Below are 20,345 nucleotides of genomic sequence, written 5' to 3'. Positions count from 1 at the left end.
ACCGATCGCACAAGACATGGAGGAGCCCCGATGGGCAGTCAACTGGGAAACGCCGGCCTGCTGCTGGTCAACACCCTCGTCAATATCTACCTGTTCCTGCTGATGCTGCGCTTCCTGCTGCAGGCATCCCGGGCCGACTACTACAACCCGCTCAGCCAGTCGGTGGTGAAGATCACTCAGCCGGTGGTGCGCCCCTTCCAGAGCTTCCTGGGGCCGGTGATGGGCCGCTTCGACCTGGCCACCCTGGCGGCCGGCTTCGTGGTCAAGCTGATCGCCATCGTCGCCATCCTGCAGCTGGCCGGCTACGGCATGGCGCCGATCGCCAACCTGGCCATCGGCGGCGTGGCGGCGCTGGCCAACGCCATTCTCAAGATCTACTTCTTCGCGCTGATCGTGATGATCATCCTCAGCTGGGTCTCGCCTCGCGCCAGTCATCCGGCGGCGATCCTGGTCATGCAGCTGGTGGAGCCGATCATGGCACCGGTGCGCCGGGTGATCCCGCCGCTGGGCATGATCGACCTCTCGCCGATCGTGGTGTTCATCGCCATCAACCTGATCGACGGCGTCGTGGTGGGCTCGCTGATCCGCGCCTCCGGCGTCGTCGGCGCGCTGGTGGGGCTCTAGCAGACACGTCGCCGACGATCAGGGATTCGCGATGAGCGTTTCCGGCGACAAGCCGTCGCGAGGGCGCTACGAACCCATCCATGGCCAAGCCCCCCTCGCGCCGGCTCATCCCCGGCGCTGATCGAGCCGAGCCTCCCGGCCCCGCCCCGAATACCAACGAAAACGACTGGACACCCCTGAACAGATGACCGAGCTGCCCCGCGATTCGGTCGGCCTGGTGACGCCGCAGACGGCGCACTTCGACGACCCCCTGGACCTGGCCTGCGGCAGAACGCTGCCGGCCTACGACCTCGTCTACGAGACCTACGGCACCCTCAACGCCGAGGGCACCAACGCCGTGCTGATCTGCCACGCCCTGTCCGGGCATCACCATGCCGCCGGCTATCACGCGCAGGACGACCGCAAGCCCGGCTGGTGGGACGCTCATATCGGCCCCGGCAAGTCGATCGACACCGATCGCTTCTTCGTGATCTCGCTGAACAATCTCGGCGGCTGCCACGGCAGCACCGGGCCGACCAGCGCCAATCCCGAGACCGACACCGCCTGGGGCCCCGACTTCCCGATGATGACGGTGATCGACTGGGTGCACAGCCAGGCGCGACTGGCCGACCGGCTCGGCATCGCGCGCTTCGCCGCGGTGGTCGGCGGCAGCCTCGGCGGCATGCAGGCGCTGCAGTGGAGTCTGACCTACCCGGAGCGCGTCGCCCACGCCGCGGTGATCGCCGCCACGCCCAAGCTGTCGGCGCAGAACATCGCCTTCAACGAGGTCGCCCGCCAGGCGATCCGCTCCGATCCCGAGTTCTTCGAAGGCCACTACGCCGAACACGACGCCCTGCCCCGACGCGGGCTCAAGCTGGCGCGCATGGTCGGTCACATCACCTACCTGTCCGAAGACGCCATGGGCAGCAAGTTCGGCCGCGACCTGCGCAGCGACGACTTCAACTTCGGCTATGACGTGGAATTCCAGGTGGAGTCCTACCTGCGCTATCAGGGCGACGCCTTCTCGACCTCGTTCGACGCCAACACCTATCTGCTGATGACCAAGGCGCTGGACTACTTCGACCCGGCGGCGGCCCACGGCGGCGACCTGGCCGCGGCGCTGGCCCCGGCCGAGTGCCCGTTCCTGGTGGTCAGCTTCACCAGCGACTGGCGCTTCCCGCCGTCGCGCTCGAAGGAGCTGGCCAACGCCCTGGTGCGCGCCGGAAAGGCGGTCAGCTACGCCAACATCGACTCGCCCCACGGCCACGATGCCTTCCTGCTGCCCGAGCCCCGCTACCAGGCGGTGTTCGCCGCCTTCATGGAACGCGTGGCCCGCGACCAGGGACTGGAGGACCGCTCATGATGCGCGCCGACCTGCAACGGATCCACGACTGGGTGCCCCAGGGCGCCCGGGTGCTCGACCTGGGCTGCGGCGACGGCACCCTGCTGGCGGCCCTGGCCGAGAGCAAGAACGTCACCGGCTACGGCCTGGAGATCGACCCGGAGGGCATCACCGCCTGTCTGGCCCGGGGCGTCAACGTCATCGAGCAGAACCTCGACGCGGGGCTCGCCAACTTCGAGGATGACGCCTGCGACCTGGTGGTGATGACCCAGGCCCTCCAGGCGCTGCGCCGCCCGGACCGCATGCTCGACGAGATGCTGCGGGTGGCCGGCGAGTGCATCATCACCTTCCCCAACTTCGCCTACTGGCGCCATCGGGCCTATCTCGGACTGCGCGGCTACATGCCGGTGTCCAAGTCGCTGCCCCACGCCTGGTACGACACCCCCAACATCCACCTGTCGACCTTCAACGACTTCGAGCAGCTGTGCCGCGACAAGGGCCTGGTGATCGTCGACCGGGCGGTCGGCGTCGGCAGCCGTGGTGGCAACTGGGCCTCGCGCCACTGGCCCAATTTGTTCGGCGAGATCGCGATCTTCCGCGTCACCCGGCGCTGAGCGGACGGGGCGCTGCCGGCTGCCGGTCGAGCTTGACCGGCAGCGCCTCGCCCAGGCTCACGGCCACCGGCCGCTCGCCTTCCCGCGTGAAGCGACAGGCCCGCGCCAGCACCTCCACGCCCTCGCCGGCCACCCGACGCAGCGCTTCGGCATAGGCCGGGTCCAGGTGGCCGGCCGGCGCCACCGAGCGGATGCCCTCGTGGGCCACGCAGAACAGCAGCACCGCGCGATGGCCCTCGGCGGCGAGCGCGGCCAGGGTCTCCAGGTGCCGCCGTCCGCGCTCGCTGACCGCATCGGGGAAATAGCCGTGGCCGTCGTCCTCGCGCAGGGTCACCTGCTTGACCTCCACGTAGGTGGTCTCGCCGGCGTCGCCATCCAGCCGGAAGTCCAGCCTCGCGCCCTCCACCCTGGCCTCGCGCTTCACCGTGCCGGCACCCGCCAGATCCTCGACCGCGTCCGTCGCCAACGCCTCCTCGACGATGCGGTTGGCGCGCCCGGTATGCACCGAGGCCAGGTCGATGCCGCCCTCCGGCCGAGGCAGCTCGATCAGTTCCCAGGTCCAGGCCAGCTTGCGCTTGGGATCGTCGCTTTGGGACAGCCATACCCGGCAGCCGGGCACGTTGACCGCGCGCATCGAGCCGGTGTTGGGGCAGTGGGCGACGACCTCGCGGCCATCGTCGAGGCGCACGTCGGCCAGGAAGCGCTTGTAGCGGCGCAGCAGCACGCCCGGCACCAGCGGGGCGGCATAGTCCATCAGGCGCCCTCCTGACGACTCAGGAACCGTCCCAGCCGCGTCACGGCCTCCTCCAGCCGCTCGACGCCGGTGGTGAAGGCGATGCGCACGTGATGCTCGCCGCCCGCGAGGGCGAAGTCGGTGCCCGGGGTGATGGCCACGTTCTCCTCCTCGAGAAGGCGCCGGCAGAAGGCCTCGCTGTCGCGGGTATAGCGGGACACGTCGAGCCACAGGTAGAAGGCACCCTGGGGCGGCTGGTCCGGCGCCAGCCCCAGCCGCTCGAGGCCCGCCAGCAGGGCGTCGCGACGCTGCGCCAGCTCGCGGCGGCGCGCCTCGAGGATCTCGCGGCACTCGGGCTCGAAGGCCGCCAAGGCGGCGTGCTGGGCCGGGGTCGGCGCCGACAGGAAGACGTTCTGGGCCAGCCGGGTCAGCGGTTCGACCGCCGCCTCGGGCGCCACCAGCCAACCCAGGCGCCAGCCGGTCATGCCGAAGTACTTGGAGAAGCTGTTGACCACGAAGGCCTCCGGCGCCACCGCGGCGGCCGAGAGCGGCGCGAGGTCGTAGCACAGCCCCTGGTAGATCTCGTCGACCAGCAGGTGGCCGCCGCGCGCGGCGACGGTATCGGCCACGGCGCCCAAAGCCGAGGCATCGAGCATGTGCCCGGTGGGATTCGACGGCGTGGCCAGCATCGCCAGCCGGGTGTCGTCGCGCCAGTGGCGGGCGACGCTCGCGGCGTCGAGCTGCCAGCCGCTGGCCGGCCCCACCGGCACCGTATCGACCTCGGCGCCGGCCAGGGCCATGAAGTGGCGGTTGCAGGGATAGGTAGGATCGGCCATCAGCACCCGGTCGCCGCCCTCGACCAGCAGCTGGCTGGCCAGCAGCAGCGCGCCGGAAGCGCCGGGGGTGACGATGATCCGCGCCGGGTCGACCTCGGCGTCGAAGTGGCGCGCGTAGTGCCCGGCGATCGCCTCGCGCAGCGCCGGCAGCCCCGCGGCCGGCGTGTAGCGGGTGTGGCCCTCGGCCAGGGCCCGCTGGCCGGCGGCCTGCACTGGCTCGGGGGTGGGGAAGTCCGGCTCGCCGACCTCCAGATGGATGACGTCGTGGCCGGCGGCCTCGCGGGCCTGGGCGGCCTCGAGCAGGCGCATCACGCGGAAGGGAGCGACGGCGTCGAGTCGCGAGCTCCAGGACATGGGCATCTCCTTGCACGGCATGTCGTGACCGGCATCTTTTCGGCCGCTCACGGTCAAAGCTCGCATGTTACGACTTTTGTTGCGCTGGCGCAGTCCGGCGCTTCGGGGGGATTGCAAAGACCGCGTTTTTTCGCTAAACAAGCATCCCTTTGGCGTGAGATACCTTGAGCAGTTCATCGGGTATTGATCCGCAGTCACACAAGTAACGAGGCAGTCCCATGCCAGTAGCAGAAAAGAAGATGGAAGCGCCCAAGAAATTCACCCCGTACGAGCCGGCACCGGGTGAAGAGTACATGAACGAGAAGCAGCTCGAGCACTTCCGACAGATCCTGCTGGGCTGGAAACAGGAGCTCATGGAGGAAGTGGATCGCACGGTGCGTCATCTTCAGGAGGAGGCGAACAACTACGCTGACCCTGCGGATCGCGCCACTCAGGAGGAAGGCTTCAGCCTCGAGCTCCGCACCCGCGACCGCGAGCGCAAGCTGCTCAAGAAGATCAACGAGACCATCGAGAAGATCGACGAGGACGACTACGGCTTCTGCGACGCCTGCGGCGTCGAGATCGGCATCCGTCGCCTCGAGGCGCGCCCCACCGCTACCCTGTGCGTCGACTGCAAGACCCTCGCCGAACTCAAGGAGAAGCAGCTGGGCGGCTGATACCCGCCAGGCTCGCTTTCGCGACGGGCGCCGCCGGCGCCCGTCCGCACTCCTCTATCATCCTGTCTCATCCGCTCCGGAGCCGCCCATGAGTGCCTATCGTGGCCGCTTCGCCCCGACCCCCTCGGGTCCGTTGCATGTCGGCTCGCTGATCGCCGCCCTGGCCAGCTTCCTCGACGCCCGCCTCGCGCGGGGCCACTGGGGCCTGCGCATCGAGGACGTCGACCCGCCGCGCTGCCCGCCCGGCGCCAGCGATGCCATCCTGCGCCAGCTCGAGGCCTTCGGCCTGCACTGGGACGGCCCGGTCGCCTGGCAGAGCGCGCGCGACGACGCCTATGCCACCGCCCTGGCCCGCCTCGAGGCGCTGGGCCTGGCCTACCCCTGCAGCTGTTCGCGCAAGCAGTGGCGCGATTATCCCATCTACCCCGGCTGGTGCCGCGACGGCTTGTGCGAGCCGGACAAGCCTCACGCCTGGCGGCTGCGCAGCGACCTCGGCCTGCGCCCGGTGCGCTGGGAGGACCGCCTGTTCGGGCCGCAGCGCTTCGACCCGGCCGAGCTCGGCGACGTGGTGCTCAAGCGCAAGGACGGCCTCTGGGCCTATCAGCTGGCGGTGGTGGTGGACGATGCCGACCAGGGCATCAACGAGGTCGTGCGCGGCGCCGACCTGCTCGACAACACCCCCTGGCAGCGCCAGCTGCAGCACGCCCTCGGTCTGCCCGAGCCGCGCTACCTGCACCTGCCGCTGGTGATGGGCGACGACGGCCAGAAGCTCTCCAAGCAGAATCTGGCCCCGGCGTTGCCGGAGACCGAACCCGAGGCGCGACCGCTGCTGCACCACGCCCTGACACTGCTCGACCAGGCACCGCCGGTGGAGCTGGCCGAAGCGCCGGTGGCCGAGCAGCTCGCCTGGGCCATCCCGCACTGGTCGCCGGCGCGACTGCGCGCCGACCCCGAGCGGCGCCTGACGGACGCCGCCGGCTGAGGAGACGCCGTGTACGTCTATCGCATCGTGCTGTTCCTGGTTTTCGCCGGCTACCTGTTCTCGCCGCTGCTGATGAGCGGCTGGGGCAGCCCCGGGGCCGCCTGGTACCGCCCCTTTTTGATCTGGGGCGGGCTGATCGCGCTGACGATGTGGCTGGAGCGCAAGCGCCGGCTCGATGAGCGGCGCCGGGAGGAACTCGAATGAGCCTCGTCGGGCTGCTGGCACTGGGCATCGGCTACCTGCTGATACTCGCCCTGTGCGCGCTGGCGGTGGAGCGCGGCTGGCTGCCGACACGCCTCGTCCGCCATCCGGCGATCCACACCCTGGCCCTGGGCGTCTACGCCAGCGCCTGGGCCATCCATGGCACCCTCGAGCAGGCCGACCGCAGCGGCTACGGCTACCTGGCCTACTATCTGGGCGCGGCCGGCGCCTTTCTGCTGGCACCGATGCTGCTGGTGCCGATCCAGCGCATGGCCCACACCTACCAGCTGGCCTCGCTGGCCGACCTGTTCGCCTTTCGCTTTCGTTCCCGCTGGGTCGGCACCCTGGTCACGCTGGTCAGCCTGCTGGCGGTGCTGCCGCTGCTGGCGCTGCAGATGCAGACCCTGGGCAACGCCATCCGGCTGCTGTCCGGCAGCGCATCGCAGGCGTGGCTGGCGCCGGGCCTCAGCGCCCTGATCGCGCTGTTCGCGATCCTGTTCGGCGCCCGCCATACCCACCTCAACGCGCGCCAGGACGGCCTGCTGGCGGCGATCGCCCTGGAGTCGGTGGTCAAGCTCGGGGCCATGCTGGCGCTGGGCGCCGTCGCGCTGTTCGGCATCTTCGACGGCCCCGGCGATCTCCAGAGCTGGCTCGACGGCCCGGGCCATCTCGCCCAGGCCGAGACCCATCCGCTGGCCCCGGCCCAGTGGCGCACCCTGCTGATGCTGTTCTTCGCCGCGGCCTTCCTGATGCCGCACATGTTTCACATCACCTTCGCCGAACCGCTGGGCCGCCGCACCCTGCTGCGCGCCGCCTGGGTGATGCCGCTGTTCCTGCTGCTGATGGCGCTGCCGGTGCCGCTGATCCTGTGGGGCGCCCAGCGCCTCGGCGTCGACGCCTCGCTCACCGGCAGCGCCTATCTGGCCTTCGGTCTGTCGTCCTCGTGGTGGATCGGCGCCCTGACCTTCATCGCCGGCCTGGCGGCGGCCAGCGGCACCATGATCATCATCTCCCTGGCGCTGTCGGGGATGATCCTCAACCACCTGGTGCTGGTGGCCCATCCGCCCATCGCCCAGCCCGATCTCTACCGCTGGCTGCGCTGGCTGCGTCGCGCCCTGATCGCCGCGGTGATCGGCGGCGGCTGGCTGTTCTATCGTCTCGTCGGCGTGCACCACGATCTCTCGTCCCTGGCGATGGCCTCGTTCGTCGGCATGGCCCAGTGCCTGCCCGGCATGCTGGCACTGCTCTACTGGCCCGGCGCCAACCGCAAGGGCATGGTCACCGGCCTCGTCGTGGGCGTAGCGATCTGGCTGGCCGGGCTATGGCCGTCGCTGCTCGGCGGCGCGCCCTGGCTGCCGCCGATCCCGCCGGGGCTGGAGGCGCTGGCCGACGAGCCCGACTGGTATCTCGTCACCTTGGTCTCGCTGGCGGCCAACGTGCTCAGCTTCATCCTGGTCTCGCTGGCCACCCGCACCTCGGCCGGCGAACGGGCCGCCGCCGAGGCCTGCTCGGTGGACGCCGTGGTGCGCCCCATGCGCCTGCCGCTGGTGGCCGCCAACGGCCTGGAGATCAAGCGACACCTGTCTCGCGCGCTGGGCCAGGAGGTCGCCGAGCGCGAGGTGGAGCGCGCCCTGGCGGCGCTGCAGATGTCGCCGCTCGACGGCCGCCCCTATGCCCTGCGCCGGCTGCGCGACCGCATCCAGGCCAATCTCTCCGGGCTGATGGGGCCCTCGGTGGCCCAGGACATCGTCGACCGCTTCCTGCCCTATCGCCAGGACGGTCCCGGCGCCACCGAGGACATCCACTTCGTCGAGAATCGCCTGGAGGACTATCGCCCGCGGCTCAACGGTCTGGCCCGGGAGATCGACGGCCTGCGCCGCTACCACCGCCGCACCCTGACCCGGCTGCCGGTGGGGCTGTGCGCCTTCGGCGAGGACGGCGAGCTGCTGATGTGGAACGACGCCCTGGCCGGGCTCTCGGGCATTCCCGGCGAGTCGGTGATCGGCGCCCACCGAGATACCCTGCCACCGCCCTGGAACGAGCTGCTGGGTCGCATCCTCGCCGAGCCGGCCAGCCAGCTGTACAAGCAGCCGGTGACGCTGTCCGGCGGCCAGCGCTTCCTGAGCCTGCACAAGGCCGAGCGGCAGGACGAGCGCGCCACCCACGGCGGCACCGTCATCCTGGTAGAGGACCACAGCGAGATGAAGTGGCTGGAGGACGAGCTGGTGCACGCCGCCCGCCTGGCCTCCATCGGCCAGCTCGCCGCCGGGGTGGCCCACGAGATCGGCAACCCCATCACCGGCATCTCCTCGCTGGCCCAGAACCTGCGCTACGACACCGACGACCCCGAGCTACGGGAGACCGCCGACCAGATCCAGCAGCTCACCGACCGGGTCTCGCGCATCGTCGGCTCGCTGGTCGGCTTCGCCCACGGCGGCCGCCACGTCACCGGCGCGGCCTTCCAGCCGGTATCGATGGCCGAGGTCACCGACGAGGCCCTGCACTTGATCCACCTCGCCCGCTCGGGGGAGGATGTCGTGTTCGAGAACCGTTGCCCGGCGACGCCGCGGGTGACCGGCGACGCCCAGCGCCTGCAGCAGGTGATGATCAACCTGCTCGGCAACGCCCGCGACGCCAGCGCGCCCGGCGGCCGGGTGATCGTCGCCGCCGAGCCGGAGGGCGAACGGCTGCGGGTCACGGTCACCGACGAGGGCCACGGCATCGACGAGCGGGTGCGCGACCACCTGTTCGAGCCCTTCACCACCACCAAGCCCGCCGGCGAGGGCACGGGACTCGGCCTGCCGCTGGTCTACAGCATCGTTGCCGAGCATGGCGGCCAGATCGACATCGAGTCCCCGCCCGCCGGGCAGACCCACGGCACACGAATCCTGCTGTGGCTGCCCCTCCACCGAGAGGATGCTGAGAGTACCGATGAGCCGGATCCTGATCGTTGAAGACGAAGCCATCATCCGCAGCGCCCTGAAGCGCCTGCTGGAGCGTCACGAGCACCGGGTCAGCGAGGCCGGCTCGGTGGACGAGGCGCTGGCCCTCGATCCCCAGGGCTTCGACCTGGTGATCAGCGACCTGCGCCTGCCCGGCGACCCCGGCACCGAGCTGATCGCCCGCGCCGCCCCGGTGCCGGTGCTGATCATGACCAGCTACGCCAGCATGCGCTCGGCGGTGGAGGCGCTGAAGCTCGGCGCCGTGGACTACGTGGCCAAGCCCTTCGACCACGACGAGCTGCTCGAGACCGTGTCCCGGGTGCTCCACCAGCGCGCCCTGCAGCAGGGCGAGCCGCCCGACGTCACCGCTCCCGGCGGCGAGCGCCAGCCGATGATCGGCAACTGCCCGGCCATGCAGGCGGTCTACACCCGCATCCGCAAGACCGCGCCGGCCGACGTCACGGTGCTGATCCAGGGCGAGTCCGGTACCGGCAAGGAGCTGGTGGCCCGCGCCCTGCACCAGCAGAGCAAGCGCGCCGCGGCGCCGCTGGTGTGCGTGAACTGCGCGGCCATCCCCGAGACGCTGATCGAGTCCGAGCTGTTCGGCCACGAGAAAGGTGCCTTCACCGGCGCCAGCGCCGCCCGCACCGGCCTGGTCGAGGCCGCCGACGGCGGCACCCTGTTCCTCGACGAGATCGGCGAGCTGCCGCTGGACGCCCAGGCCCGGCTGCTGCGCGTGCTGCAGGAGGGCGAGATCCGCAAGATCGGCTCGGTGGAGACCCGCCACGTCGATGTGCGCCTGATCGCTGCCACCCACCGCGACCTGCACGCCCTGTCGCGCACCGGCGGCTTCCGCCTCGACCTCTACTATCGCCTCAACGTGATGCAGATCGACCTCCCACCGCTGCGCGACCGCGAGGACGACATCCTCGAGATCGCCGACACGCTGCTTGAGAAGGCCTGTCGCCGCCACGAGCGCGAGGGTCTCAAGCTGTCGCGCGCCGCGCGCCGCGTGATCCGCGACTGCCCCTGGCCCGGCAACGTGCGCGAGCTGGAGAACGCTCTCGAGCGCGGCGTGATCCTCGCCGAAGGCCATCTGATCCATCCCGACGACCTGGGGCTCGGCCCCGCGCCCCGTGGCGGCACGGCCCCGCCGACACCGCCCGCCCCACCCGAGCTCGACGACGAACCGCCCGCCGCCGGCGAACGAGCGGAGGACGAAGAAGAGGACCTGTCGCTGGAGGACTACTTCCAGCACTTCGTGCTCGAGCACCAGGATCAGATGAGCGAGACCGAGCTGGCCCAGAAGCTCGGCATCAGTCGCAAGTGCCTGTGGGAGCGTCGCCAGCGCCTCGGCATTCCGCGCAAGAAGGGGCCCCGCCGCAGCGCCGGCTGAGCCCTCCGAGGCCATGTTCCAGCCCTACGACCAAAGCACTAGCGCCCGCGGCCGATGCCGCGGGCGTCGTTTTTGAGGCATTCAAGGACGCACACGCACCATTTGTTACCTTCCCACACAGCCTTTGCCCCATAAGCGGGCAGCCTGGGTAACACTTTCCCGCCTCATGCCGGACCCTGCCAAGACCAACACCAACAACTCTATGTTTTTAAAGTATTTTCAAGATAATGGCACGCAGCCTGCTATATACAGATCAAGAAAAACAATGCCGGATGTCACCCGCGGCCAATAACAACAACAAGGCTCGCGAGCGGAGACAGGCCCGACTCAACAACAACAAGACCACGGGCCACAGACACTCAAGCGCCATTGCCGACAACAAGCACAACAGCGGCAGGCGGCGCGAGTCCTTCGAGGCAACAACAACAAGACGCTCGAAGTCCGGAATCAGGACGCGACGCACCCGCCCCGGCCGCCAACAACAACAAGGGCCGCCAGAGGTGCACCCCCGTCAACAACAACAAGACGTCGGGGGGAGGCAATCATCAGCCGTCGTGGTTGGATTATTGTTTTGAATACGAGACGGTCACCTTCAGGAACGTCCACAACGACAACAACATTGCTTGCCTGAGCTGCTTGGTGACTGTGGTGCGTATTCAAGGCGATGCGCCATCACGAAGAAGAATCAGCAGCAGGGATGCTGCATCCTGCTTTCGGGGGAGGCCAGATGGCCTCCCCTTTCCATTGCTAGCCGGATAACCAACAGGTCCCACGCTTTGCAAGGTGTCGGGTGTTCGCTACACTCAACGCTTTTCGTACCCTCATTTGTATCCCCCGCGAGTCGACAACGCCGCATGATCAAAGGTTTTACCCGCTTTCTGCAGAGCCCGGGCGAGCGCCTCCGGTCGCTGTTCGGCCCTCAGGAGCCGTCGGCCGCCCTCCCCGCGCTGCGCATCATTCCCCGCGACGAGCACCCGGTGTCGCGTCAGCACTTCAGCGACGCCGCCCTCAAGGTGCTTTACCGGCTGCACAACGCCGGCCATGAGGCCTTCCTGGTGGGGGGCTGCATCCGCGACTCCCTGCTCGGCCGCATGCCCAAGGACTTCGACGTGGCCACCGACGCCACCCCGGAGCAGGTCCGCGAGCTGTTCCGCAACTCGCGCATCGTCGGGCGCCGCTTCCGTATCGTCCACGTGCGCTTCGGCCGGGAGGTGATCGAGGTCACCACCTTCCGCGGCAAGCCCAGCGACGATCACGCCGACCATATCGCCCAGCAGTCGGACGACGGCATGCTGCTGCGCGACAACGTCTGGGGCAACATCGAGGAAGACGCCATACGGCGCGACTTCACGATCAATGCCCTTTACTACAACATCGCCGACTTCTCGATCCACGACTTCGCCGGCGGCGTCCGGGACATCGAGGACCGCATCCTGCGGCTGATCGGCGATCCGGCGACCCGCTACCGCGAGGACCCGGTGCGCATGCTGCGCGCGGTACGCTTCGCCGCCAAGCTCGACTTCGACATCGACCCGGCCACCGAGGCGCCGATCGTCGAGCTCGCCGAGCTGCTGCTGCAGGTGCCGCCGGCGCGACTGTTCGACGAAGTGCTCAAGCTGTTCATGAGCGGCCACGGCGTCGAGACCTTCCACCTGCTGCGCGACTACGGCCTGTTCGCCATGCTGTTCCCCGAGGCCGACGAGGCCATGGAGGAGCTGCCCTGGGCCGAGGCGGTGATCGAGCGCGCCCTGACCAGCACCGACCGCCGCGTCCGCGACGAGCGCCCGGTGACGCCGGCCTTCCTGTTCGCCGCCCTGCTGTGGGGCCCGGTGCAGCTGCGCCAGCGGGCGCTGGAGGATGACGGCATGCCGCCGATTCCGGCCCTGCAGGCCGCCTCCCAGCAGGTCATCTCGCGCCAGCTGCAGCACGTGTCCATTCCCAAGCGCTTCAGCCTGCCGATGCGCGATATCTGGGACCTCCAGCAGCGGCTGCCGCTGCGCCGCGGCAAGCGCGTCTTCCAGACCCGTGAGCATCCGCGCTTCCGCGCTGCCTACGACTTCCTGCTGGTGCGCGAGGCCGCCGGCGAAATGGAGCCCGGCCTGGGCGACTGGTGGACCGCCTTCCAGGACGCCGACGAGCACGAGCAGCGCCGCCTGCTGGGCAAGGTCGACGCCGACCCGGCCGGCACGCCCGCGCCGCGCAACAAGCGCCGCCGCCGCCGTCGTCGCCGCAAGCCGTCCAACGGCGACTCATGAGCCTTCCGCATCGCGCCTGGATCGGGCTCGGCAGCAACCTCGACGACCCCCACGGGCACGTCGAGCGCGCCCTGGCCGAGCTCGATGCCCTGCCGCTGACCCGCCGGCACCGCGCCTCGTCGCGCTACGCCAGCCGCCCGCTGGGCCCGGCCGACCAGCCCGACTTCGTCAACGCCGTGGCCGAGCTCGAGACCCGGCTGTCGCCGCTGGCCCTGCTCGACCAGCTGCAGGCCCTCGAACAGCGCCACGGCCGCGTCCGCGGCCGCCGCTGGGGGCCGCGCACCCTGGACCTCGACCTGCTGCTGTTCGATGATCGCAAGATGACGACGCCGCGGCTGACGCTGCCCCACGCGGAGATGATGAAGCGCGCCTTCGTGATGGTTCCGCTGGCCGAGCTCGCCCCCGAGCTGCGCCTGCCGGACGGTCGCGACGCGGCAAGCCTGGCCGCCGCCCTGGACGATGACGGCCTGCGTCGAGTGTTACCCCAAGCCGACTAAATTGCCTCGGGTGTTACCTATCGACACTCTCCCCTGGATCGGGTAACAATGCGCGGTTACACAAGAGCGCGGCCTTCGCCGAGCGCCGGATCACGATACGAGAGCACGCCATGAAAACCGTCACCCTAAGCACGCTGCAGGCCTTGAAGCGCGCCGGTGAACCCTTCAGCTGCCTGACCGCCTACGACGCCACCTTCGCCCGCACCGCCAGCGAGGCCGGCATCGAAGTGCTGCTGGTCGGCGACTCACTCGGCATGGTCCTCCAGGGCCACACCAGCACCCTGCCGGTGACCCTGGACGACATCTGCTATCACACCCGCTGCGCGGCGCAGGGCAAGGGCGCGAGCCTGCTGATGGTCGACCTGCCCTTCATGAGCAACGCCACCACCGAGCGCATGCTCGAGGACGCCGGGGCGCTGATGCGTGCCGGCGCCGAGATGGTCAAGGTGGAAGGCGAGGCGTGGATGGCCGACGGCATCCGCGAGCTCTCCCGCCGCGGCGTGCCGGTGTGCGCCCACCTGGGTCTGACCCCTCAGACCGTGCATCAGCTGGGCGGCTACAAGGTCCAGGGCCGCGACGCCGACCACGCCGAGCGCATCCTCGAGGACGCCCGCACCCTGGCCGAGGCCGGCGCCTCGGTGATCCTGCTGGAATGCGTGCCGGCGAGCCTCGGCCGCGCCGTGACCGAGGCCCTCGACGTGCCGGTGATCGGCATCGGCGCCGGCCCCGACACCGACGGCCAGATACTGGTGATGCACGACGTGCTCGGCGTCACCGGCGGGCGCACCCCGCGCTTCGTCAAGAACTTCATGGCCGAGGCCGACGACATCCAGGGCGCCTTCCAGCGCTACCACGAGGACGTCAAGGCACGGCGCTTCCCCGCCGAGGAGCACGGCTTCTGATGCAGACCCTGAACGACGTCGCCGCGCTGCGCGAGACCCTGGCCGCGCATCGCCGTGCCGGTCGCCGCATCGGCCTGGTGCCAACCATGGGCAACCTGCACGCCGGCCACCTGGCACTGGTCGCCGAGGCCCGGCGCCGCGCCGACGTGGTGGTGGCGACCATCTTCGTCAATCCGATGCAGTTCGGGCCGAACGAGGACCTCGACGCCTATCCGCGCACCCTGGCCGACGACCAGGCCCGTCTCGAGGCCGCCGACTGCGACCTGCTGTTCGCCCCCGACGTGGCCACCGTCTATCCGCGCGGCCTCGAAGCCCAGACCCGAGTCAGCGTGCCCGAGGTCTCAGAGGGGCTGTGCGGCGGCGACCGCCCCGGCCACTTCGACGGCGTGGCGACCGTGGTCACCATGCTGTTCAATCTGGTGCAGCCCGATCTCGCCTGCTTCGGCGAGAAGGACTACCAGCAGCTGGCGGTGATCCGCCGCCTGGTGGCCGATCTGCACCTGCCTATCGCGATCGTCGGGGTGCCGATCGAGCGCGACGAGGACGGCCTGGCGCTGTCCTCGCGCAACGGCTATCTGGACGCGGCGCAGCGCGCCATGGCCCCCGAGCTCTACCGCACCCTGGGTGCCCTGCGCGAGGCGCTGGAGGCCGGCGCACCGGTCGAGGACAGCCTGACCCGCGGCCTCGAGCGGCTGCGCGAGGCGGGCTTCGCCCCCGACTACCTGGAACTGCGTGCCGCCGACCTGGGCCCGGTCGGCGACGCCACCCGCGATGCCGTGCTGCTCGCCGCGGCGCGCCTGGGCCCGACCCGACTGATCGACAATCTGTCGCTGACCCTCCCCCGCTGAGGATCCGGCCACGCCGCCCAGGCGGCGCCCCTTGCCGTCCTTGGCCACCGGGACGAACTCGTCACGCGCCCTCCTGGTCTACCTCGAGGAAGGCAACCTCGTCAGCCACACCAGCAACGCCATTCCGGCCCAGCTGGCCCGATGGCTCCGCGCCGGGGCGCCCGCCCCGGCCATCCCCTCTTCATCCCCCTTCCGCTTGCCTATACTGAAGTTCTAGCCGAACCGCCCTCAGCGGGGATTGCCGCAGCGCACAAAAGTCCCCTATGCTGAGCGGACGCTCGTCCGCGAATCTTCAGGAGTAAGCCTCATGCAAGAAGTGGTGATCGTAGCCGCCCGTCGTACCGCCGTCGGCGCCTTCGGCGGTTCCCTCGCCGGCATTCCCGCCAGCGACCTCGGTGCCCATGTGATCAAGGACATCCTCGCCGGCACCGGCGTGGCCCCGGACCAGGTCGATGAAGTGCTGCTCGGTCAGGTGCTGACCGCCGGCACCGGCCAGAACCCCGCCCGTCAGGCCGCCATCAAGGGCGGACTGCCCGACGCGGTACCGGCCATGACCATCAACAAGGTCTGCGGCTCGGGCCTCAAGGCCCTGCACCTGGCCACTCAGGCGATTCGCTGCGGCGACGCCGAGCTGATCCTGGCCGGCGGCCAGGAGAACATGTCGCTCTCCCCGCACGTGCTGCCCAACTCGCGCACCGGCCAGCGCATGGGCGACTGGAAGGCCATCGACTCCATGGTCCACGACGGCCTGTGGGACGCCTTCAACGACTTCCACATGGGCATCACCGCCGAGAACCTGGCCGAGAAGTACGGCATCAGCCGCGAGGAAATGGACGAGTTCGCCGCCGGCTCCCAGCAGAAGGCCTCCGCCGCGATCAAGGAAGGCCGGTTCAAGGGCCAGATCGTCCCGGTGGAGATTCCCCAGCGCAAGGGCGACCCGGTGGTGTTCGACACCGACGAGAACCCGCGCGAGGTCAGCGCCGAGAAGCTCGGCGGCATGCGCCCGGCGTTCAAGAAGGACGGCAGCGTGACCGCCGGCAACGCCTCCTCGATCAACGACGGCGCCGCGGTGGTGATGCTGTGCTCCGCCGAGAAGGCCAAGGCCCTTGGCCTCGAGCCGCTGGCACGCATCAAGGCCTACTCCAATGCCGGCGTCGACCCGGCGATCATGGGCATCGGCCCGGCTCCGGCCACCCGCCGCTGCCTCGAGAAGGCCGGCTGGAGCCTGGACGACCTGGATCTGGTCGAGGCCAACGAGGCCTTCGCTGCCCAGGCGCTGGCGGTGAACAAGGAGCTCGGCTGGGACACCTCGATGATCAACGTCAACGGCGGCGCCATCGCGCTGGGCCACCCGATCGGCGCCTCCGGCTGCCGTATCCTGGTGACCCTGGTGCACGAAATGATCGCCCGCGATGCCAAGAAGGGCCTGGCGACGCTGTGTATCGGCGGCGGGCAAGGCGTGGCTCTCGCGATCGAGCGTTAACGATCACGGAAGTGGCTGCGTTCGGCAACGTCGCATGAAGGCTGCCAACCGCTAAATGCAAAAGCCCCGCTCGGATGAGCGGGGCTTTTGCGTTCTGCCAGGCGACTCTCGGCCTCAGCCCTGGGGCGGACCGACCACCCGCGAGGGCGTGCGAGCCACCAGCGCCGCGGCCAGCACGAACAGCCCCCCGGCGCCGAGCAGCACGCCGCTCAGCCCGATGGCGTCCACCACCCGGCCGCCGGCCATGGCGCCGATGCCGATCGACAGGTTGAACACGAAGGCCATCAGCGCGGTGGCGGCCTCGGTGTTCAGCGCGCTCCTGAGAATCCAGGTCTGCAGGCTCACCGAGATGCTGCCGAACACCGCGCCCCACAGCATCAGCAGGGCGATCGCCATGGCCGGCTCACGCCCCAGCCAGGGGAAGGCCAGGGTGGCGACCGCCAGCAGCAGCGGAATCACCAGCACGGTGGCGTAGGGCCGGCGCCCGGCGGCGGTGCCGGCGAGGAAGTTGCCGCACAGGCCCGCCGCCCCGTAGCACAGCAGCAGGGTACTGATGCCGGCCAGCGGAATGCCGGCGATGTCCTGCAGGATCGGGCTGACGAAGGTGTAGGCGGCGAAGTGGCCCATCACGATCAGCGCGGTGGCGGCCACGCCGACCCGCACGCCGCGGCTGGCAAACTGGCCGGCCAGGTTGGACAGCCGAACCGGCTGCTGTGCCGGCAGGCGCGGCAGCAGCCGCCACAGGGCGATGGTCACCAGCAGGCTCAGGCCCGCCAGCGAGCCGAAGGCGATGCGCCAGTCGGTGTGCTCGCCGAGCCAGGTGCCCGCCGGCACGCCCAGCACCGAGGCCCCGGCCACGCCGCTGAAGATCAGCGACATGGCCCGCGGCACCTGCTCCAGGGCCACCAGCCGCGAGGCCAGCCCGCCGGCGATGGCCCAGAAGCCGCCGATGCACACGCCCACCAGCACCCTGGTCGCGAGCAGCATGACGAAGCCGTCGGCCAGCGCGCCCAGCAGGCTGGCCACGGTCATCAGCGCCATCAGCCCGGTCAACAGCCAGCGCCGGTCGAGCCGCCCCACCGCCACCGGCAGCAGCGGCGCGGCGAAGGCCGCCACCACGCCGGGCACGGTGATCAGCAGCCCGGCGATGCCGGAAGTCACGGACAGCGAATCGGCCACCTGAGACAGCAGCCCGATGGGCAGCTGCTCGGCGGTGACCAGCAGGAAGATGCCGATCATCACCGCGCCCACGCCCAGCCAGTCGCGACGCTGGGTGACGGTCTTGGGGGCGGAGGATGACGGGTGGGAATCGTGGCGCGTCATGGGTCGTCCCTGATCGATGGTGGGGCCAGTGCCCCGAAACGAGAACGCCCCCGCGGCGTGAGCCACGGGGGCGTTCGGCTCATGACCGCTCGCTTAGAGCTCGTCGGTCTCGGCTTCCTCGGCCTCGAAGGCGGCCTTCTCTTCCGGGGTGATCTCCTTGATGGTCAGCTTCACCCGGTTGCGGTTGTCGATGTCGAGCACCTTGACCACGGCCTCGTCACCCTCGTTGAGGAAGTCACGCACGTCGTTGACGCGCTCGGGCACGATCTGGGAGATGTGCACCAGGCCGTCGGTGCCGGGCATGATGTTGACGAAGGCGCCGAAGTCGGCGATGCGCACCACCTTGCCGCGATACAGCTTGCCGATTTCCGGCTCGGCGGTGATCGCCAGCACGGTGTCGATGGCCGCCTTGGCCGCCGACTTCTCCTCGGCGTAGATGCGCACGGTGCCGTCGTCGTCCAGGTCGATGGAGGCGCCGGTGTCCTCGCAGATCTTGCGGATGGTGGCGCCGCCCTTGCCGATGACGTCGCGGATCTTCTCCGGATCGATCTTGATGGTGGCCATGGAGGGCGCGTTGTCGGAGACTTCCTCGCGGCTCTTGGCGATCACGGTGTTCATCTGTTCGAGGATGCTCAGGCGGGCCTCGTTGGCCTGCTGGAGCGCCTGCTCCATGATCTCCTCGTTGATGCCCTCGATCTTGATGTCCATCTGCAGGGCGGTGACGCCCTCGGCGGAACCGGCCACCTTGAAGTCCATGTCGCCGAGGTGATCCTCGTCGCCGAGGATGTCGGTCAGCACGGCGTAGCCGTCCTCGTCCTTGACCAGGCCCATGGCGATGCCGGCCACCGGAGCCTTCATCGGCACGCCGGCGTCCATCAGGGCCAGCGAGGAGCCGCACACGGAGGCCATGGAGCTGGAGCCGTTGGACTCGGTGATCTCGGACACCACGCGGATGGTGTAGGGGAAGTCATCTTCGCTCGGCAGCATGGCCTGGACGCCGCGGCGGGCCAGGCGGCCGTGGCCGATCTCGCGACGCTTGGGACCGCCCATGAAGCCGGCCTCGCCCACGCTGTAGGGAGGGAAGTTGTAGTGCAGCAGGAAGCGGTCCTTGCGCTCGCCTTCCAGCGATTCGATCAGCTGGGCGTCGCGCAGGGTGCCGAGGGTGGCCACGACCACGGCCTGGGTCTCGCCACGGGTGAAGATCGCCGAACCGTGGGTCTTGGGCAGGCCGCCGACCTCGATGTCCAGCGGACGCACGGTCTTGTGGTCGCGGCCGTCGATGCGCGGCTCGCCCTTGATGACGCGGGAGCGCACGACGCGCTTCTCGAGGCCGGCGAAGGCGCCCTTGACCTCGTCGGCGGCGAACTGGCCTTCCTGCTCACCGGCCAGCTGGGCCACGGCTTCGTCCTTCAGCGCGGACAGGGCATCCTGGCGGGCCATCTTGTCGGTGATGCGATAGGCCTCGCCGACCTTGGCCTCGAAGCCCAGCGCCACGGCGTCCTTGAGGGCGGTGTTCTCGGCGGCCGGCTGCCAGTCCCAGCGCGGCTTGCCGGCCTCGGCGGCCAGCTCGTTGATGGCGGAGACGGCGACCTGCATCTCCTGATGGCCGTAGAGCACGGCGCCCAGCATCTCGTCCTCGAGCAGCTCGCTGGCCTCGGACTCGACCATCAGCACGGCCTTCTCGGTGCCGGCGACGACCATGTTCAGCTCGGAGGCGGCGAGCTCCTCGACGCTCGGGTTGAGGAAGTAGCCCTTGTCCTCGGTGAAGCCGACGCGGGCGGCGCCGATCGGCCCGTTGAAGGGCACGCCGGAGACGGCCAGGGCCGCGGAGGTGCCGATCATGGCGGCGATGTCCGGATCCTGGTTACGGTCGGCGGAGAGCACCGTGCAGATGACCTGGACCTCGTTCATGAAGCCCTTCGGGAACAGCGGGCGGATCGGGCGATCGATCAGCCGCGAGGTGAGGGTCTCCTTCTCGGTGGGACGCCCCTCACGCTTGAAGAAGCCGCCGGGAATCTTGCCGACCGAGTAGGTCTTCTCCTGGTAGTGGACGGACAGCGGGAAGAACGGCTGGGCGGGATTGACGTCCTTCTTCGCCACCACGGTGCACAGCACCACGGTGTCGTCCATGGTGACCATCACGGCACCGGAGGCCTGGCGGGCGATGCGCCCGGTTTCCAGGGTGACGGTGCTGCGACCGTACTCAAACGTTTTCTTGACCGGGTTCACGGCGACTTCCTTCAGCTTTTCGATTCATGTTCGGGTCGTTTCGACTCGGCGACCATTTTAGGGGGTGTCGCCCGGCGCGGCCACCAGGGGGTGAGATTTCCCCCTCTTGCGTCGTTACCAGCCATCGAGGAAGACCCATAAACGCAAAA

At 69.5% G+C, this 20,345-nt stretch carries 17 protein-coding genes; 13 read left to right on the top strand and 4 right to left on the bottom strand.

Going from position 1 to position 20,345, the window contains the following annotated elements; all coding sequences use genetic code 11:
* The first annotated feature begins 30 nt into the window (after nucleotides 1-30).
* From MYL53_RS16310 to metW, 3 genes are all read left to right on the top strand, one after another.
* Complete coding sequence (locus MYL53_RS16310) at nucleotides 31-624, top strand: YggT family protein (RefSeq protein WP_247855062.1); 594 nt, start codon at nucleotides 31-33, stop codon at nucleotides 622-624.
* Between the two features lie 184 nt (nucleotides 625-808).
* Nucleotides 809-1,966: a homoserine O-succinyltransferase MetX gene (gene metX / locus MYL53_RS16305; RefSeq protein WP_247855060.1), complete on the top strand. Its 1,158-nt coding sequence runs from the start codon at nucleotides 809-811 to the stop codon at nucleotides 1,964-1,966.
* Nucleotides 1,966-2,559 carry a methionine biosynthesis protein MetW gene (metW, locus tag MYL53_RS16300; RefSeq protein ID WP_247855074.1) on the top strand — a complete coding sequence of 198 codons (594 nt, stop codon included), beginning with the start codon at nucleotides 1,966-1,968 and terminating at the stop codon, nucleotides 2,557-2,559. The genes metX and metW overlap by 1 nt, the downstream gene beginning before the upstream one ends.
* On the opposite strand, the gene sfsA is transcribed toward metW, so the two are convergent.
* Nucleotides 2,546-3,313 carry a DNA/RNA nuclease SfsA gene (gene sfsA / locus MYL53_RS16295; RefSeq protein WP_247855058.1) on the bottom strand — a complete coding sequence of 256 codons (768 nt, stop codon included), beginning with the start codon at nucleotides 3,311-3,313 and terminating at the stop codon, nucleotides 2,546-2,548. The genes metW and sfsA overlap by 14 nt on opposite strands.
* Complete coding sequence (locus MYL53_RS16290) at nucleotides 3,313-4,482, bottom strand: pyridoxal phosphate-dependent aminotransferase (RefSeq protein ID WP_247855055.1); 1,170 nt, start codon at nucleotides 4,480-4,482, stop codon at nucleotides 3,313-3,315. Before MYL53_RS16290 ends, sfsA begins: the two co-directional genes overlap by 1 nt.
* 218 nt (nucleotides 4,483-4,700) lie before the next feature.
* Here MYL53_RS16290 and dksA point away from each other — a divergent pair, with 218 nt between their 5' ends.
* The 10 genes from dksA to MYL53_RS16240 all read left to right on the top strand — a co-directional run bounded on the left by dksA (nucleotide 4,701) and on the right by MYL53_RS16240 (nucleotide 16,644).
* A complete protein-coding gene (gene dksA, locus MYL53_RS16285) occupies nucleotides 4,701-5,138 on the top strand; it encodes an RNA polymerase-binding protein DksA (RefSeq protein WP_126481705.1) in 438 nt (145 codons plus the stop codon).
* An 88-nt stretch (nucleotides 5,139-5,226) separates the two neighbouring features.
* Nucleotides 5,227-6,120, top strand: coding sequence for a tRNA glutamyl-Q(34) synthetase GluQRS (gluQRS, locus tag MYL53_RS16280; RefSeq protein WP_247855052.1), 894 nt, complete (start codon nucleotides 5,227-5,229; stop codon nucleotides 6,118-6,120).
* Nucleotides 6,121-6,129: 9 nt separating this feature from the next.
* Complete coding sequence (locus tag MYL53_RS16275; RefSeq protein WP_247855050.1) at nucleotides 6,130-6,324, top strand: hypothetical protein; 195 nt, start codon at nucleotides 6,130-6,132, stop codon at nucleotides 6,322-6,324.
* Complete coding sequence (locus tag MYL53_RS16270; RefSeq protein ID WP_247855048.1) at nucleotides 6,321-9,275, top strand: ATP-binding protein; 2,955 nt, start codon at nucleotides 6,321-6,323, stop codon at nucleotides 9,273-9,275. The genes MYL53_RS16275 and MYL53_RS16270 overlap by 4 nt, the downstream gene beginning before the upstream one ends.
* The gene (locus tag MYL53_RS16265; protein WP_247855047.1) at nucleotides 9,253-10,659 is read left to right on the top strand and encodes a sigma-54-dependent transcriptional regulator; all 1,407 of its coding nucleotides are present in this window, start codon (nucleotides 9,253-9,255) and stop codon (nucleotides 10,657-10,659) included. Before MYL53_RS16270 ends, MYL53_RS16265 begins: the two co-directional genes overlap by 23 nt.
* An 854-nt stretch (nucleotides 10,660-11,513) precedes the next feature.
* Complete coding sequence (pcnB, locus tag MYL53_RS16260) at nucleotides 11,514-12,914, top strand: polynucleotide adenylyltransferase PcnB (protein WP_247855045.1); 1,401 nt, start codon at nucleotides 11,514-11,516, stop codon at nucleotides 12,912-12,914.
* A complete protein-coding gene (gene folK / locus MYL53_RS16255) occupies nucleotides 12,911-13,411 on the top strand; it encodes a 2-amino-4-hydroxy-6-hydroxymethyldihydropteridine diphosphokinase (protein ID WP_247855043.1) in 501 nt (166 codons plus the stop codon). Before pcnB ends, folK begins: the two co-directional genes overlap by 4 nt.
* Nucleotides 13,412-13,521: 110 nt before the next feature.
* Nucleotides 13,522-14,313 carry a 3-methyl-2-oxobutanoate hydroxymethyltransferase gene (gene panB, locus MYL53_RS16250; RefSeq protein WP_247855041.1) on the top strand — a complete coding sequence of 264 codons (792 nt, stop codon included), beginning with the start codon at nucleotides 13,522-13,524 and terminating at the stop codon, nucleotides 14,311-14,313.
* Nucleotides 14,313-15,161, top strand: a complete 849-nt coding sequence (gene panC, locus MYL53_RS16245; protein ID WP_247855040.1) for a pantoate--beta-alanine ligase — start codon at nucleotides 14,313-14,315, stop codon at nucleotides 15,159-15,161. The genes panB and panC overlap by 1 nt, the downstream gene beginning before the upstream one ends.
* A 307-nt stretch (nucleotides 15,162-15,468) precedes the next feature.
* Nucleotides 15,469-16,644, top strand: a complete 1,176-nt coding sequence (locus MYL53_RS16240; RefSeq protein ID WP_247855038.1) for an acetyl-CoA C-acetyltransferase — start codon at nucleotides 15,469-15,471, stop codon at nucleotides 16,642-16,644.
* A 114-nt stretch (nucleotides 16,645-16,758) separates the two neighbouring features.
* Here the strand turns inward: MYL53_RS16240 and MYL53_RS16235 are convergent, their stop codons facing one another.
* Nucleotides 16,759-17,967, bottom strand: a complete 1,209-nt coding sequence (locus MYL53_RS16235) for an MFS transporter (RefSeq protein WP_247855035.1) — start codon at nucleotides 17,965-17,967, stop codon at nucleotides 16,759-16,761.
* Between the two features lie 93 nt (nucleotides 17,968-18,060).
* A complete protein-coding gene (gene pnp, locus MYL53_RS16230) occupies nucleotides 18,061-20,196 on the bottom strand; it encodes a polyribonucleotide nucleotidyltransferase (RefSeq protein WP_247855033.1) in 2,136 nt (711 codons plus the stop codon).
* Nucleotides 20,197-20,345: the final 149 nt, after the last annotated feature.

Origin of the sequence: Halomonas getboli (genome assembly GCF_023094245.1) — a bacterium.
Lineage (GTDB): Bacteria > Pseudomonadota > Gammaproteobacteria > Pseudomonadales > Halomonadaceae > Halomonas > Halomonas getboli.
Note: the sequence above shows the minus strand (reverse complement) of the source record. Positions and strands in the feature narration are given on the sequence as shown.